The 14,351-nt window shown below is 66.0% G+C and carries 14 protein-coding genes; 5 read left to right on the top strand and 9 right to left on the bottom strand.

What is annotated here, in order from left to right; all coding sequences use genetic code 11:
* Window positions 1–4: 4 nt before the first annotated feature.
* Genes J2Y55_RS01580 through J2Y55_RS01540 form a run of 9 tightly spaced genes read right to left on the bottom strand, consistent with a single transcriptional unit; the run spans window position 5 to window position 9,768 of the window.
* Window positions 5–1,510: an ABC transporter substrate-binding protein gene (locus tag J2Y55_RS01580; protein WP_310146952.1), complete on the bottom strand. Its 1,506-nt coding sequence runs from the start codon at window positions 1,508–1,510 to the stop codon at window positions 5–7.
* 56 nt (window positions 1,511–1,566) lie between these two features.
* On the bottom strand, window positions 1,567–2,481 hold the full coding sequence (locus J2Y55_RS01575; RefSeq protein WP_310146950.1) for an ABC transporter ATP-binding protein: 915 nt from the start codon (window positions 2,479–2,481) through the stop codon (window positions 1,567–1,569).
* Window positions 2,478–3,491, bottom strand: coding sequence for an ABC transporter ATP-binding protein (locus tag J2Y55_RS01570; RefSeq protein ID WP_310146948.1), 1,014 nt, complete (start codon window positions 3,489–3,491; stop codon window positions 2,478–2,480). The genes J2Y55_RS01575 and J2Y55_RS01570 overlap by 4 nt, the downstream gene beginning before the upstream one ends.
* A gap of 11 nt (window positions 3,492–3,502) precedes the next feature.
* Window positions 3,503–4,678, bottom strand: a complete 1,176-nt coding sequence (locus tag J2Y55_RS01565) for a M24 family metallopeptidase (RefSeq protein WP_310146946.1) — start codon at window positions 4,676–4,678, stop codon at window positions 3,503–3,505.
* A gap of 2 nt (window positions 4,679–4,680) precedes the next feature.
* A complete protein-coding gene (locus J2Y55_RS01560) occupies window positions 4,681–5,532 on the bottom strand; it encodes an ABC transporter permease (protein WP_310146944.1) in 852 nt (283 codons plus the stop codon).
* Between the two features lies 1 nt (window position 5,533).
* Window positions 5,534–6,454: an ABC transporter permease gene (locus J2Y55_RS01555; RefSeq protein ID WP_310146942.1), complete on the bottom strand. Its 921-nt coding sequence runs from the start codon at window positions 6,452–6,454 to the stop codon at window positions 5,534–5,536.
* Window positions 6,451–7,314: an alpha/beta fold hydrolase gene (locus J2Y55_RS01550; protein WP_310146941.1), complete on the bottom strand. Its 864-nt coding sequence runs from the start codon at window positions 7,312–7,314 to the stop codon at window positions 6,451–6,453. The genes J2Y55_RS01555 and J2Y55_RS01550 overlap by 4 nt, the downstream gene beginning before the upstream one ends.
* Complete coding sequence (locus tag J2Y55_RS01545; RefSeq protein WP_310146939.1) at window positions 7,301–8,773, bottom strand: NAD(P)-binding domain-containing protein; 1,473 nt, start codon at window positions 8,771–8,773, stop codon at window positions 7,301–7,303. The genes J2Y55_RS01550 and J2Y55_RS01545 overlap by 14 nt, the downstream gene beginning before the upstream one ends.
* The gene (locus tag J2Y55_RS01540) at window positions 8,770–9,768 is read right to left on the bottom strand and encodes a LysR family transcriptional regulator (RefSeq protein ID WP_310148643.1); all 999 of its coding nucleotides are present in this window, start codon (window positions 9,766–9,768) and stop codon (window positions 8,770–8,772) included. The genes J2Y55_RS01545 and J2Y55_RS01540 overlap by 4 nt, the downstream gene beginning before the upstream one ends.
* A 142-nt stretch (window positions 9,769–9,910) precedes the next feature.
* Here J2Y55_RS01540 and J2Y55_RS01535 point away from each other — a divergent pair, with 142 nt between their 5' ends.
* The 5 genes from J2Y55_RS01535 to J2Y55_RS01515 all read left to right on the top strand — a co-directional run bounded on the left by J2Y55_RS01535 (window position 9,911) and on the right by J2Y55_RS01515 (window position 14,328).
* Window positions 9,911–11,026: a PLP-dependent cysteine synthase family protein gene (locus J2Y55_RS01535; RefSeq protein ID WP_310146937.1), complete on the top strand. Its 1,116-nt coding sequence runs from the start codon at window positions 9,911–9,913 to the stop codon at window positions 11,024–11,026.
* A 39-nt stretch (window positions 11,027–11,065) separates the two neighbouring features.
* Window positions 11,066–11,545: a CMD domain-containing protein gene (locus J2Y55_RS01530; RefSeq protein WP_310146935.1), complete on the top strand. Its 480-nt coding sequence runs from the start codon at window positions 11,066–11,068 to the stop codon at window positions 11,543–11,545.
* Window positions 11,542–12,117 carry a peroxidase-related enzyme gene (locus J2Y55_RS01525; protein ID WP_310146933.1) on the top strand — a complete coding sequence of 192 codons (576 nt, stop codon included), beginning with the start codon at window positions 11,542–11,544 and terminating at the stop codon, window positions 12,115–12,117. Before J2Y55_RS01530 ends, J2Y55_RS01525 begins: the two co-directional genes overlap by 4 nt.
* 182 nt (window positions 12,118–12,299) lie before the next feature.
* Entirely contained in the window at window positions 12,300–13,625 is a 1,326-nt protein-coding gene (locus J2Y55_RS01520; RefSeq protein ID WP_310146932.1) for an LLM class flavin-dependent oxidoreductase, read from the top strand.
* A gap of 496 nt (window positions 13,626–14,121) precedes the next feature.
* Window positions 14,122–14,328, top strand: a complete 207-nt coding sequence (locus tag J2Y55_RS01515) for a hypothetical protein (protein ID WP_310146930.1) — start codon at window positions 14,122–14,124, stop codon at window positions 14,326–14,328.
* The last annotated feature ends 23 nt before the right edge of the window (window positions 14,329–14,351 follow it).

The following is a 14,351-nucleotide window of genomic DNA, read 5'->3' as shown; positions in this document are numbered from 1 at the left end:
ACTCCTACTGAGCCGGCTTCATATCGAAGGAACGGACCCAATCGTCGCCGCGCGCCTGCCAGGTCACCCGCTTCGAGACGCCATAGGTGGTCGGCTGCGCATAGAGGAACAGCACCGGCGCCTCCTCGCACATGATCTTGGTCGCGTCCTTATAGGCTGCGAGGCGCTTGTCCTTATCCATGGTCGAGCGCCCGGCCTCGAGCGCCTTGCCGAAGGCGGCATCATCCCAATAGGCGTACTGGTTGCCGGGCGCGAGCAGGGTCAACTGGCCGTCGGCGTCCAGGGTCGGCCAGCCATGGGTCAGGAGCGAGGTCTGCGCCAGGGTGCGCGACCGCAGATATTTGTTCATATAGGCGCCGAAATCCATCTCGTTCATCTTCACCTTCAGGCCGACGTCGCCGAGCATGGCAGCCACCGCCTGGGCGACCTCCTGCCCCTGGATGTAGGTCGCGACGGGGATGTCCATCTCGATCACCTGCTTGAGATCGATGCCGGATTCCTTCAGCAGGGCCTGCGCCTTCTTCACGTCATGGGGATAGGGCTTGAGGTCCGGATTGAAGCCGAAATAGGACGGGGTCAGAATCTGGCAGGGCTCGATATAGGCCTGCCCGTCAAAGATCGAATCCCGGATCGCATCCTTGTCGATGGCGTAGTTCATCGCCTGGCGCACCAGCTTGTTGTCGAGCGGCGCCTTCTGGGTGTTGAACTTGATGAAGACGTTGCGCGTGCTCTGCACCGAGCCGGCAATGGCGTTCTTGCTCGCCTTGACCCGTGCAAGCTCCGAGGTCGGAATGCCGGTCACGAGATCGACCTCGCCGGCGAGCAGCGCGGCGATGCGGCTTGCCGGTTCGGGAATGGTCTTGAACACGACCGTGTCGAAATCGGGCTTGCCCTGCCAGCCTGCAGGATTGGCGGCAAGCGTGATGTGGTCGCCCGGCACGTTCTCGGTCATGCGGTAGCGGCTGCCCGACATCGTCTCGGTTGCCGGATTGTGGCTCGCCGCCCATTGCGGCGGCAGCAGGAAGAACATCGAGAGCTGGTCGACGAAGGCCGGGAACGGCGCGCTGGTCTCGACCTCGACGGTCCTGGCGTCGATGACGCGGACCTCCTTGACCAGATCGAACCAGGACTTGATCCGCGCATTGACCTTGGGGTCGCGCACGCGGTCGAGGTTCCATTTGACGGTTGCCGCATCGAGCGGCTCGTCATTGACGAATTTGGCGCCCTCGACGAGGTCGAAGCGCCATGTCGTGTCGTTCACCAGCGTCCAGGATTTCGCCAGCGCAGGCGCCAGTTTGAGGTCGGCCCCGCGGATGACGAGCGAGGGATAGATGTGGCTCAGCAGGCTCATATCGGAGCCGAAGGAGCCCGTCATATGCGGGTCGAAGGTGTTGACGTTGACCGAGAGCGCGATCGTCGCCGTGCGCCCCGTCTGGGCAAGCGCCGGCGGAGCGGACAGCGCGGCGGCCAATGCGGCAGCGCTGAGGGTCTTGATCCAGAACGATGTCATGTCACGGGCTCCAATGGCGGTGGCAAGGAATGGCAGCGAGCAAGGGCAATGAAGTCTCAAATCAGGACGAAATGACCGGGCGAGACCTCGGTCAGCACGGCATCGGGGGCAGGCTTCTGCGTCTCGTAGTCGAAGGCCAGCGGCCGCCTGGCGCGCTCGATCGCCGGGTTCGGGATCGGAATCGCCGAGAGCAGCGAGCGCGTATAGGGGTGGCGCGGATCGGAAAAGATCGCTTCCGTCGGGGCGATCTCGACCAGGCGCCCGCGCAGCATCACAGCGACGCGGTGGCAGAGATAGCGCACCATCGACAGGTCATGCGCAATGAAGAGATAGGCCATGCCCAGCTCCTGCTGCAGGTCCTGGAACAGGTTGATGATCTGGGCCTGGATCGAGACATCGAGCGCCGTGATCGGCTCATCGGCGATGATCAGACGCGGGCGCATCGCGACGGCGCGCGCGATGTTGACGCGCTGGCGCTGGCCGCCGGAGAATTCGTGCGGATAGCGCGTCATGAAGCGCGGATCGAGCCCGACCTGCTTGAACAGGGCTGCGACGCGATCGCTGCGCTCCGAGCGGCTGGTGACGAGGCCGTGCACGATCAGGGGCTCGGCGACGAAATCCCCCACGGTCATGCGCGGGTTGAGCGCGGCGTAAGGGTCCTGGAAGACGACCTGCATCTGGCGGCGAAAGGCCTTCAGTTCGCGCGCCGGCAAACTCGTGATGTCGTGGCCGTCAAAGCGGATCTCGCCGCCGGTCGGCTCTTCCAGGCGCAGCACGACGCGCCCGGTCGTGCTCTTGCCCGAGCCGGATTCCCCGACCAGCCCGACGATCTCGCGGGGCGCGATGTCGAAGGAGACATCGTCGATCGCCTTGACGAGATGCGACGCCCCGCCGAACCAGCCGCCGCCGCTGGTATAATGCTTCGCCAGATTGCGAACGCTGAGAAGCGGATGCGTCGGCGACGTGCTCATGCCACGGTCTCCCTGCGGGCCTTCAGCGCGGCGGGCAGATCATACCACGCGGCGACGAGATGGCCCGGCACGCTGCCCTCGGCCTGGCGCAGAGGCGGCATCTCCACGAGGCAGCGCGGTGTCGCGAAGGCATTGCGCGGCGCGAAGGGGTCGCCCAGCGCCGGCTTGTAGAGATCGGGCGGCGAGCCCGGGATCTGGTGGAGCCGCCCCTCAGTGCGGCGCTCTGCTGTGGGCAAGGATTGCAGCAGGCCCCAGCTATAGGCGCTGCGCGGGTCGGCGAAGATCGCATCGACCGGGCCGCGCTCCATGATGCGCCCGCCATACATCACCTGGATGCTGTCGGCGATGCCGGCAACCACGCCCATGTCATGGGTGATCCAGATCACCGTGGTGCCGAACTCGCGCTTCAGATCCTTGACCATGTCGAGGATCTGCGCCTGCACGGTCACATCCAGTGCCGTCGTCGCCTCGTCCGCGATCAGGAGCTTGGGCCGGCAGGCGACGCCGATCGCGATCATCACGCGCTGGCGCATGCCGCCGGAGAACTGGTGCGGGTACTGGCCGATGCGGCGCGCGGCATCGGGAATGCGCACGATCTCGAGCAGTTCGATCGCCCGCGCCCGCGCCGCCTTGGCGTCGAGCTTTGTGTGGCGGCGGATCAATTCGACCAGTTGCCGCTCCACCGTCAGCACCGGGTTGAGCGAGGTCATCGGATCCTGGAAGACGAAGCCGATCTGCCCGCCGCGAATGTCGCGCAAGTCCCGCTCAGACAGGGTCAGCAGGTCGCGCCCCTGGAACAGCACCTGCCCGGAAACGATACGACCGGGCGGGCGCGGAATCAGTCCGCACATCGCCAGCACATGCACGCTCTTGCCCGAGCCGGATTCCCCGACGATGCCCAGCGTCTCGCCCTCATCCAACGCATAGGAAACGTCGTTGACGGCATGGACCGTCCCGCCCGGCGTATCGAAGGCGACGGTCAGGTTCCTGACTTCGAGGAGCGGGGCCATGCCGGTCAGCCTCAGGCGTTCAACACGACGTCCGGCGCGCGCGTCAGGAACTCGCAACCGCCTTCCGTGATCAGGACGGTGTCGGAGAGCTGGGTCGCGGCGATGCCGGGCATGCGCAGATTGGGCTCGAGCGTCAGGATCATGCCCGGTTCGAGCAGGATGCCGGTCTTGGCGTCGAGGGAAGGATGCTCATGCGCGCCGAGCCCGATGCCGTGGCCGATGCGGCCCGGCAGGTACTTGCCGTAGCCGCGCGCCTCGAGCCCGGCCTTGGTCGCGTCGAACAATGCGCTGATCGGCGTGCCCGGCTTCAGCAAGGTCGCGACCTCGTTGCGGATCTCGATGATCGAATCGAGCGCCCTGCGGCGCTCGTCGTTCAGCGTGCCGACCGCGACCGTGCGCTCGTTCTCGGCATGGATGCCGTTGACGATCGTCCAGATCAGGATGCTGATCGCCTCGCCGGCTTCAGGCTTGCGGTTGGTCGGGTTGTCGCAGTTCATGAACATGCGGTCGCCAGCCAGCGCCCAGGCCCAGAGGCCGTTCTGCGCGCCGCCTTCGAGGCTGCCGAAATCGCAGACCTCCTTGTCGGGGAAGTTATCGGCCCAGAAGCGGTTCATCGCCGCCATGGCCGCGAGCGACACGTCACGCTCCGAGCCGCCCTGCCGGACGGCCTCGACCGCCGCGATCATGCCGGTATCGGCGATGCGGGCGGCGTCGCGGGCACTGGCGATCTCGTCGGCGTCCTTCACCAGGCGGGTCGTCATGATCATCTCGGACGCGTCACGGAAGGAGGCGCCGGGCAGAAGCTCGGCAAGCTGGCGTGCCCGCGCAACCGGCAGGAAGTCCTCCTCGACGCCGATGACCGCCTTGGCGAGCCCGGCCTCCTCCAGCATCGTCTTCAATGCGTCGAGCCAATTCGGCCCCATCGTGACCTTGGTCGACCAGGCGCCGTAGAGGCGGATGTCCTCGATGAAGGTCGAGGCGCGGGCATGGTCGTCACGCAGCGCATGGATCAGCATCGAGGGCTTGCCCTGCGCAGGCAGGATCGCGATCACCGGATGGCTGTAGATGATCGGGTTGAAGCCGGTCAGGTAGAAGCTGCTCTCGGGCTTGAAGGCGAGGATCACGTCGAGACCAGCAGCGTGCATCCTCTGGCGCAGGCGTTCCGTGCGGGGAGCGATAGGGGTCATGGTCACGTCCTCAATTTCGGGTCGAAATAGTCGCGCAGCCAGTCGCCGAGCAGGTTGACGCTCAGAACCGTCAGCAGGATGGCAAGGCCGGGAAAGGTGACGATCCACCAGGCCGTGGAGATGTAGACGCGCCCCTCGGCCAGCATGCGGCCCCAGCTCGCATCGGGCGGCTGCACGCCGAGGCCCAGGAAGGACAGGGCCGCGTCCATGATGATGACGCGCGCCAGCTCCAGCGTCGCGACGACGAGCGCCGGCGTCAGGACATTGGGCAGGATATGGCGCAGCATGATGCGCCAGGTGCTCGCGCCGATCGCCCGGGCCGATTGCACGAATTCGCGCGAGCGCAGCGCCAGCACCTGCCCACGGATGATGCGGGCGTAGCGGATCCAGCTGGTGACGGCCAGGACGATGACCAGATTGGTCAGATTGGGACCTAAAGCCGCGACCACGAGCAGCGCCAGCAGCATCAGCGGAATGGCGAGCTGGATATCGACGAGCCGCATCAGGATGCGGTCGACGACGCCGCCGAAATAGCCGGCGACGATGCCGAGGAAGACGCCGACGATGCCACCCAGCACCACAGCGCAGGTCGCGACCGAAAGCGTGATCTGGCTGCCATAGATGATGCGGCTGAGGATGTCGCGGCCGAGCTGGTCGGCGCCGAGCGGATGGGCGCCTGGGCTGAACAGGCCCGACCATGTCGGCGGCGCGAAGCGCCCGCGCAGATCCGAGCGCACCGGGTCGGGCAGCCCCAGCAAGGGCGCCAGGATCGCCGCTCCTATGAACAATGTCAGCAGGATCGCACCGAGCAGGCCAGTCCGGCTGCGAAGCAAGGCGCGCAGGAAATCAGCCATCTCAGGCACTCCCCTTGATGCGGGGGTCGAGCAGCGCATAGAGCAGGTCGACGATCAGGTTCGTCGCGACATAGATCGCCGCGATCAGCGCGACGCCGGCCTGGATCACGGGAAAATCCTTGGTCTCGATCGCCTGGACGATCAAGCGGCCGACGCCGGGCCAGGCGAACACCGTCTCGGTGACGACCGAACCGCCCAGAAGCTCGCCGGTCAGGATGCCGATCATCGTCACCACCGGGATCAGCGCGTTGCGCGCGACATGCCAGGTGAAGACGGTCGCAGGCATCAGCCCCTTGGCGCGGGCGGTGCGGACATAATCCTCCTTGAGCACATCGAGCATGCTGGAGCGGAACAACCGCGCGATCGAAGCGGAGACGAAGACGGCAAGCGTCAAGGCCGGCAGAACGAGATTGGCCGGGCTGCCATAGCCGCCGGTCGGCAGCCAGCCGAGATCGACCGCGAACAGCAGGATCAGCATGATGCCGAGCCAGAACACCGGCGTCGCCTGCCCCAGCAAGGCCAGCGTCATCACCACGAATTCGGCGATCGAGCCACGCCGCATCGCGGCGATCGCTCCTGCCGTGCCGCCGATCAGGACGCCGAGCATGATCGCGGTCAGCGCAAGCTGGATCGTCGCCGGCATCCGCTCCAGCACGACGCCGATGGCCGGGCGCCCGAACTGGAAGGACTGGCCGAAATCGCCGGTCAGGGCCTGGGCGAGAAAGGTGATGTATTGCCGCCAGATCGGCTGATCGAGCCCCAGCTCGGCCGTCAGTGCCTGCATCTGCTCGGGCGAAGCACCGACCGGCAGGAGCAGCGCGACCGGGTCGCCCAGGAAGCGCGTGACGAAGAACACGATCGTCACCACGCCCCAGATCGCGATCAGGGCCTCGCCGAGCTTTCCGGCAAAGTAGCGCGTCACGGCGCCGTCCTTGCGAGGAAGTCCCTGACGGCCGACAGCACGCGCGCATTGGCCTCGATATGGACGGCGTGGTTGGCGCCCTCGATCTCCAGCAGCTCGGCGCCCGGAACCATCTCGGCGATCAGGCGCGACTGGCTCGGCGGGCAGATCCAGTCAGCCGCGCCGCAGATCGCCAGCGTCGGCACGTCGATGCCGGCGAGCCTGTCGCGCAGGTCGTAATCCTTGGTGGCGAAGAGCGCGTTATGGGTTTGCGCATGCAGATGCAGCGTGCGCGTCTTCTCCAGCGCGGAATCCGGGTCGAAATTCTCGAAATAGAGCGGCTGCAAGGCAAGCCAGATCAGGCGCAGCTCGGTGTCGTCGATGATCTTGTCGGAGAACAGCTTCTCGACCATGCCGATCGACGCGCAGGGCGCCTTGTGGAGGCGCGCCTTGAAATGCTCGATCGCCTCCGCCTCATGGTGATGGCTCGGCGCGGTGCCGCGCAGGATCAGGCGCGACAGGCTGTTGCTGCCATATTTGACCGCATGGGTCAGCGCGATCATGCCGCCGAAGGAGCCGCCGATCAGCACGATCTTGCGGCCGCCGCAGAGCGCCTGCCGGAAGGCCTCCACATCGTCGGCGAACTGCTCGAACAGGAAAGGCGGCGTCAGCGAGCTGCGGCCGCAGCCGCGCTGGTCGAAGGCCAGCACGCGATAGCGGTCCGACAGGGCCTGATAGGCGCCGAACTCGCCGCGATGGTCGCCGATGCCGCGCCCGCCATGCAGCACGATGATGGTCTCGTCATGCTCCTCGCCGGCGACGTCGTAGCAGAACGTCGCGCCGTTGAGCTCGATCCAGCGCGGGTTTTCATTCAGCGGCATGGGAAGCGTCCTGAGAGGGGGCGTCTGCATCGGTCCATTCGTCGCCCTGGAGCTCGGGCGTGTCGAAGGCCTGGAGGGTGGCGAAATGCGTCTCGCGATCGGCGACGAACAGGCTGCGGACGATTCCGCGCGCGAGGCGGTCCGCGCCCTCGCTGATCGCCGGGATGTCGCCCGAGAGCTTGCCGTGGCTCAAGGTGGCGGGAAAATTGAAGCAGTGGATCGCTCGGAGCGCCGGGCAGGCACCCGGAATCTTCTCCAGGAACTCGAAGCTCTCGCCGAGATCGGGCGAGGTTTCGAGATCCACATTGGGCATGTCGGCAGGGACCGGGAAGCGATCGCGCCAGAGCCGGATATGGGGGGCGAAATCGGCCAGTTCCGGACGCGACATCAGGTCGACACGGAAGCCCGTGCCGAAGATGATGAAATCAGTGTCGTAGCGCCCCTTCGGCGTCGTCAGGACGAGGTGTCCGTTGCGCTCCTCGATGTCGAGGATCGGGCTGCCCAAATGGAAATGCCCGTTGGGATGTTGCGAGACCCGCAAGGTGCTCGGGCGCGGCGGCGGCGTCTGCGCGCGCAGCGTATGGTCGAGGAAGCGCCATTTCCATTCGTCGGGCAGGCCGGCGAAACCATGGACGACGCCCTGGCTGCCAATGCCGGTGAACTTGTTGACGCGGGGTATGTCGGTGCGGCGGATGAACAGGTCGAGCCGCGCAGCGCCTGCCTCCAGCGCGACGGCGGCGTTGTCCATCGATGACGCGCCGGCGCCGATGACGGCGACACGCTTGCCTTTCAGCGCCTCGAAATCGATCGCGTCGGCGGTATGGGCCCAGTAGCGGCGGTCGATCGTCTCGGCGATCGGCGGAATATAAGGCCCGCCGAGCCCGTCGCGCCCCGTCGCCAGCACGACATGGCGCGCATGAACGGTCTCGGCCACGCCCGCTTTGACGATCTGGAGCGCGAGGATGCCGTCGGGCCCGCCATGGATTGCGGCGACCTCGGTCTCGTTCTCGACGGGCAGGTCGAGCATTTTGCGGTACCAGATCAGGTAATCCATCCAGAGCGCGCGCGGCGCCCTGTCGAGCGCGTCCCAGGCGTCGCGCCCGAATTGGGCCTCGTAGAAGGCGCGAAAGGTCAGCGCCGGCAGGCCCATCGCTGGCCCCGTCAATTGCTTCGGCGAGCGCAAGGTCCGCATCCGCGCAAAAGTCACCCACGGCCCTTCCAGGCCTGCGGGGGCGCGGTCGTAAAGCACGTGATTGTCGACGCCGAGGCGCTTCAGCATGCCTGACGCGACAAGCCCTGCCATGCCGGCGCCGATGACGACGACATCTAGCACGCGCCGCCCGTCGATCTCGCGCGGCGGCACCCAGGATTTCGCGGGAAGCTCGAGCCATTCCAGATCCTGGCGCAAGCGGGCTTCCAGCCTGGCCAACCCCATTGGGGTCGTGGACGACACGGTCATGAGCGCGCCTCCTGGTTGTCCGCCCCGCCATAGACGGCATCGGCCAGCATCTCGGCGCCGGCCGCGTCACGCAGCACGAAGCCTGGAATGAGCGCAGCGGCGGATTTCAGCAGCGCTTCGTTCAGCGCCGCGATGCTGGGCGTGAGCGGGCGCGCGACAGGCGAGATCGCCCCGAACAGGAAGGGGATCGTCACGTCGAGCGGGCGCAGCACGACACCCTTGACGGGCAAACCACAGGCCGCCGCAGGCTCGATGATGGCGACGCCCAAACCGCGACGCGCCAAGGCGAGCGCCGTGAGGGAGGCATTGGCGTCGATCAGTTCGCGCGGCGCAATGCCGGCTGCCGCAAAAGCCTCGTCCACCCGCCGGCGCAGCCGGTAGGGGTTCGCCATGGTGATGACGCGCCGCGCGGCGAGATCAGCAAGCGCAACGACGCCATGGCTCGCCAGCGGATCGCTTTCCGCCATCGCCGCGAGGCAAGGCGCCTCACCGATCCAGTGCACATCGAGGCCGGGATGCTCGATCGGCAGGGTCGCCAGGCCGAAATCGGCCGATTGCGACAGCACCTGCTGCACCACGCCCTCGGCCGCAAGCGCTTCGATATGGATCTGACGCGGCAGGAGCGCAGGGTCCATCGCGGCGAGCGCATCCGGTACGATGCCGGCCGCGAGTGCAGGCGTCGCCGCGAGCTCGATCGCGGGCAGTACCCCGGCCCCGATCGCCGCCGCACGCTCGCGGATATGCTTGAGGCCGAAGAACAGGCGCTCGACCTGGACATGGAACAGCACGCCGCGCGGCGTCGGACTGATGCGCGGACCGCTGCGATGTAGAAGCTCGTAGCCGATCTCCGCCTCGAGATCCCGGATCTGCCGGGTCACGGCCGGCTGGGAGCGGTCCAGCAAGCGCGCCGCGCCGGTGATGCTGCCAGCCGACATCACCGCCACGAAGGCTTCAAGCTGCCGGATGTCGAGCGCGTCATTATTCATATCTGATATGCTAAGCCGGCATTGATACAGATCAAACATAAAACGCTGATCAATGGCCGATGATCCGCACATTTTTGAATGATTGGAAGATATTGATACTAGATTCGCATAATGAGAGACTGATCGTCCCCAATTGGAGCCCGACACAGCAATGCAAGTCTCCAGCTCCCCGCGCAGTTCTGACGATTGCCCTCGCGCCTGGGTTGGAAACGCCATCGCCGTGCTCGAAGCCGACCAGCATCGCTCGGCCGATACGCATCTCTTCAAGCTCGGCTGCGCCGGCCTGGGCGGGATCGACATCTATCTGAAGGACGAATCGACCCATCCCACAGGCAGCCTGAAGCACCGGCTCGCGCGGTCGCTCTTCCTCTACGCCCTCTGCAACGGGCATATCCGCGAGAACACGCCGGTCGTGGAGGCCTCCTCCGGCTCGACCGCCGTCTCGGAAGCCTATTTCGCCGAGATGATCGGCGTGCCGTTCTATGCGGTGATGCCGCGCTCGACCTCGGCGGAGAAGGTCGCGGCGATCGAGCATTACGGCGGGACCTGCCATTTCATCGATGACGGGCGGCTGCTCTACAGCGAGGCCGCCGCGCTCGCCCAGCGCCTGGGCGGCCACTACATGGACCAGTTCACCTTCGCCGAGCGCGCCACCGACTGGCGTGGCAACAACAACATCGCCGAATCCATCTTCGAGCAGATGCAGCGCGAGCGTCACCCCATCCCGCGCTGGATGGTGATGGGCGCCGGCACCGGCGGCACCTCGGCGACGCTCGGGCGCTATCTGCGCTACAAGCGCCATGCGACCAGGCTCTGCGTCGCCGATGTCGAGCACTCCGCCTTCTTCGAGGGTTTCCGGACGCGCGACGCCGCCTGCTGCTGCGAGCGCGCCTCGCTGATCGAGGGCGTCGGGCGGCCGCGCGTCGAGCCCTCCTTCATTCCCGGCGTCGTCGACCGCATGGTCAAGATTCCCGATGCGGCCTCGATCGCGGGGATGAATGTCCTGTCGCGCCGGCTCGGCCGCCGCGTCGGCGGCTCGACAGGCACGAATTTCTTCGCCCTGTGCTGGCTCGCCAATGAGATGAAGGCGAACGGCGTCGAAGGCTCGCTCGTCACCTTGATCTGCGATTCCGGCGAGCGTTATCTGAAGACCTATTACGAGCCCGAATGGGTCGTCTCGAAAGGTCTCGACCCCGCGCCCTATGAAGCCAGGATCGAGACCCTGCTGGCCAGCGGCGCGTTCGACTGCCATCTCGAAGAGGCCTGAGCCTCCACCCGATCGCAAGAAGGACGCAAGAGGGACAATATGTCTTCCACCACTCTCATCGAGCAGCTTGCGGGCATCGAGCCCGGCTCCGCGCTCGCGCAGGCGCTCTCGAGCCGCGCCGAGATCATGCGCCTGAGCCAGGCGAGCCATGATGCCGTGATCGTTCCGCGCGAACCGGGCGGCCTGAGCCATGGCCTGCGCGCCGCGCTCGCCGCCCGCATGGCGCGGCAGAACGCCGACCCTGCCCTGACGGCGCATTACGAGACCTGCCTCGCTCGCACCGGCGAAGTGGAGGCCGTGCCCCTCTCCGAACCGGACCAGCGGCGCATCGCGGCGATCCTCCGCCATGCCGACATGCTGACCTTGTCCCCGCGCGACGCGACGCGGGCTGATATCGAGGCGCTGAAGGCCGCCGGCGTCGAGGAGGCAGACATTGTCCGCCTCGCCGAACTCGCCGCCTTCGTGAACTATCAGGTCCGCGTCCTGGCCGGCCTCAAGGCCTTGAGGGGATCCCGATGAGCAACGTCGTCCACGCCTTCACCAGCACGGTTCCGGTCTGGTCGCCCTATGTCACGCCGGTCGACCTTGCCTCGGCGACTCCCGAGCAGATGGCGGCGATGCAGGTGACGCCCTCCAACAAGGGCGTCTCGAAATACGTCCTCACCTTGGCGCATGATCCGGAATCGCTGGCAGTGCGCTCGCCGCTGTTCAACCTGATCATGTATGGCAAGGACGGCCTGTCCTCCGCCGAGCGCGAGCTCGGGGCGGTCGGCGCCTCCGTCGTCAACCGCTGCATCTATTGCGCGGCGGTCCATGCCTCGCGCTTCAACGGCCTGACCAAGCGCCCTGAAGTCATCGACGCGATCTTCAAGGACGAACTCGACGCCAGGATCGAACCGCGCGACCAGGCGATCTTCGATTTTTCGGCGCGGCTCTCGACGACGCCATCGCAACTCACACAAGGCGATGCGGACGCCCTGCGCAAGGCAGGGCTCGACGAGCTTGAAATGCTCGACCTCGTTCTCTCCTCTGCCATCTTCGGCTGGGCGAACCGGCTGATGCATACGCTGGGCGAGCCGCTGGAGCCCTGAGATCCTGCGCCTGCTGTCCGCTGGGTAGATCATTGCTCCACCGCAAGGCATCGGGGCAGGATAAATGCGCTCTCTACGCCCCGTAGCGAGCGCGAATCTCGCTTTGTTGAGCCTCTCCTAAAAAACGGAATGCCCCTGTCTTAAATGGTGAGGCGCTCGAGACCCTCACGACAGGCCGCTCCATGCCCGCTCCCCGCCAGCTTCATCTTGGCGCCTTCATGCGCCCCGTCAGCATCCATACCGGCGCCTGGCGCTATCCCGGCGCCTATCCGGATGCCAATTTCAATTTCGGGCACCTGAAGCGTTTCGCGCAGAAGCTCGAAGCCGGCAAATTCGATGCCTTCTTCATGGCCGATCATCTCGCCGTGCTGAACATGCCGGTCGAGGCGCTGAAGCGCAGCCACACCGTGACCTCCTTCGAGCCCTTCACCCTGCTCTCGGCGCTCGCCAGCGTCACCGAGCATATCGGGCTCGTCGCCACCGCCTCGACGACTTTTGATGCCGCCTACCATATCGCCCGGCGCTTCGCCTCGCTCGACCATATCAGCGGCGGCCGGGCGGGCTGGAACATCGTCACCACCTCGAACCCCGACGCCGCGCTGAATTTCGGGCTCGACGAGCATATGGACCATGGCGAGCGCTACGACCGGGCGCGCGAATTCTACGACGTCGTCACCGGGCTCTGGGATAGCTTCGCCGACGACGCCTTCATCCGCGACCGCGAGAGCGGGCTCTTCTTCGACCCGGAAAAGATGCATGTATTGGCGCATAAGGGCGAGCACCTCTCGGTGCGCGGCCCGCTCAACATCGCCCGAACGCCGCAGGGCTGGCCGGTGATCGTTCAGGCCGGCGCCTCCGAGCCCGGACGTCAGCTCGCAGCCGAGACGGCCGAGCTCGTCTTCGCCGCCCACCGGACGCTCGACGCCGGCCAGGCCTTCTATGCCGATGTAAAGGGCCGGATGGAGGCGATCGGCCGCAATCCCGACGATCTCAAGATCCTGCCCGGTGTCCTCACCGTGGTCGGCGACACGGTCGAGCAGGCGCAGGAGAAGCGCGCTTTGCTCGACAGCTTCGTGCATTACGACAGCGCCATCGCCTCGCTCTCGATCGCGCTCGGCCATGATGCCTCGGGTTTCGACCCCGACGGGCCGCTGCCCGACATCCCCGAGACCAATCAAAGCAAGAGTGGCCGCGAGCGCACCATCGAACTGGCGCGGCGCGAGAATCTGACCGTGCGCCAATTGGCGCAGCGGCTGGGCGGCTATGGCGGGCTTGCCTTCGTCGGCACGCCCGAGACCATCGCGGATTCGATGGAGGAGTGGCTGACGACGCGCGGCAGCGACGGCTTCAACGTGATGTTCCCCTATCTGCCGGAAGGACTCGACGACTTCGTCGACAAGGTCGTGCCGGTGCTGCAGCGGCGCGGCCTGTTCCGGACGGAGTATGCCGGCAAGACCTTGCGTGAGAATCTCGGCCTGCCCCGCCCGGCGAACCGGTTCTTCGCCTGACAGCCGGACAAAGCTCGCGCCCAAATCTGCCGGGATACAAGACTACCGAGACACAAGACTGCTGGGATACGAGACTGCCCGGATAAGCGGCACCGAGCGAAAGGCTATCGCGGAGCGCCGTCTGGAGAGGTCATCATCCCTCCCCGACGGCGATCTTTGAAAAGACGTTTCATTGACCGGGCGCAATCGATCGAGAAATACTCAAGTATCGAAACGGTATCGCCCGGATCGATCGCGGGATTTGCTGGAGCAGCTTGCGCCGCGTCACCAACGCTAAAAGCACCACGATGAATTCGTGGGCTCCCAATGGATGGAGACACGGTCATGATCTATCTCAGCCACTTCGTGATACGAGGCTTGCTGCGCGTTTCCGCCTTCCTGCGCTCCACCCGATGTTGACCGCGCGCCCATTGCGCGCCCGGCCCGGCTGACCGCCGAGGATTCACTCATCATCGCAGACGAAAAGGCGCCGATCCCGCTCGGCGAAGGCAAAACCATGTCTCAAGCCATCATCATCGAAATCGCCGGCGCGACAGCCGGCATCGTCGTCGGCTCCCCCGGTAACTTCCGCTTCTTCTCGTCCGAGCCGGCCTTCGACAGGCTCGACGGCCGGAGCTTTCATTCTGCCGAGCAGGCACGCCGCACCGCTGCCGCGCATCGCACCGCCAAGGACCACCGCAAGGACGACCGCAAGGCCGCCTGAACCCTTTCGCCACTCGATCCAGA

Origin of the sequence: Allobosea sp. BE125, assembly GCF_031456075.1 — a bacterium.
Lineage (GTDB): Bacteria > Pseudomonadota > Alphaproteobacteria > Rhizobiales > Beijerinckiaceae > Allobosea.
The sequence above is the reverse complement of the archived record's forward strand: the minus strand, read 5'-3'. Positions and strand labels throughout refer to the sequence as shown.

Excerpts from the sequence above, each read along its gene's own strand:
- J2Y55_RS01580 (WP_310146952.1), bottom strand. The coding sequence starts at position 1,510 with ATGACATCGTTCTGGATCAAGACCCTCAGCGCTGCCGCATTGGCCGCC.
- J2Y55_RS01575 (WP_310146950.1), bottom strand. The coding sequence starts at position 2,481 with ATGAGCACGTCGCCGACGCATCCGCTTCTCAGCGTTCGCAATCTGGCG.
- J2Y55_RS01525 (WP_310146933.1), top strand. The coding sequence starts at position 11,542 with ATGAGCAACGTCGTCCACGCCTTCACCAGCACGGTTCCGGTCTGGTCG.
- J2Y55_RS01565 (WP_310146946.1), bottom strand. The coding sequence starts at position 4,678 with ATGACCCCTATCGCTCCCCGCACGGAACGCCTGCGCCAGAGGATGCAC.
- J2Y55_RS01530 (WP_310146935.1), top strand. The coding sequence starts at position 11,066 with ATGTCTTCCACCACTCTCATCGAGCAGCTTGCGGGCATCGAGCCCGGC.
- J2Y55_RS01535 (WP_310146937.1), top strand. The coding sequence starts at position 9,911 with ATGCAAGTCTCCAGCTCCCCGCGCAGTTCTGACGATTGCCCTCGCGCC.
- J2Y55_RS01515 (WP_310146930.1), top strand. The coding sequence starts at position 14,122 with ATGTCTCAAGCCATCATCATCGAAATCGCCGGCGCGACAGCCGGCATC.
- J2Y55_RS01550 (WP_310146941.1), bottom strand. The coding sequence starts at position 7,314 with ATGCCGCTGAATGAAAACCCGCGCTGGATCGAGCTCAACGGCGCGACG.
- J2Y55_RS01520 (WP_310146932.1), top strand. The coding sequence starts at position 12,300 with ATGCCCGCTCCCCGCCAGCTTCATCTTGGCGCCTTCATGCGCCCCGTC.
- J2Y55_RS01570 (WP_310146948.1), bottom strand. The coding sequence starts at position 3,491 with ATGGCCCCGCTCCTCGAAGTCAGGAACCTGACCGTCGCCTTCGATACG.
- J2Y55_RS01560 (WP_310146944.1), bottom strand. The coding sequence starts at position 5,532 with ATGGCTGATTTCCTGCGCGCCTTGCTTCGCAGCCGGACTGGCCTGCTC.
- J2Y55_RS01545 (WP_310146939.1), bottom strand. The coding sequence starts at position 8,773 with ATGACCGTGTCGTCCACGACCCCAATGGGGTTGGCCAGGCTGGAAGCC.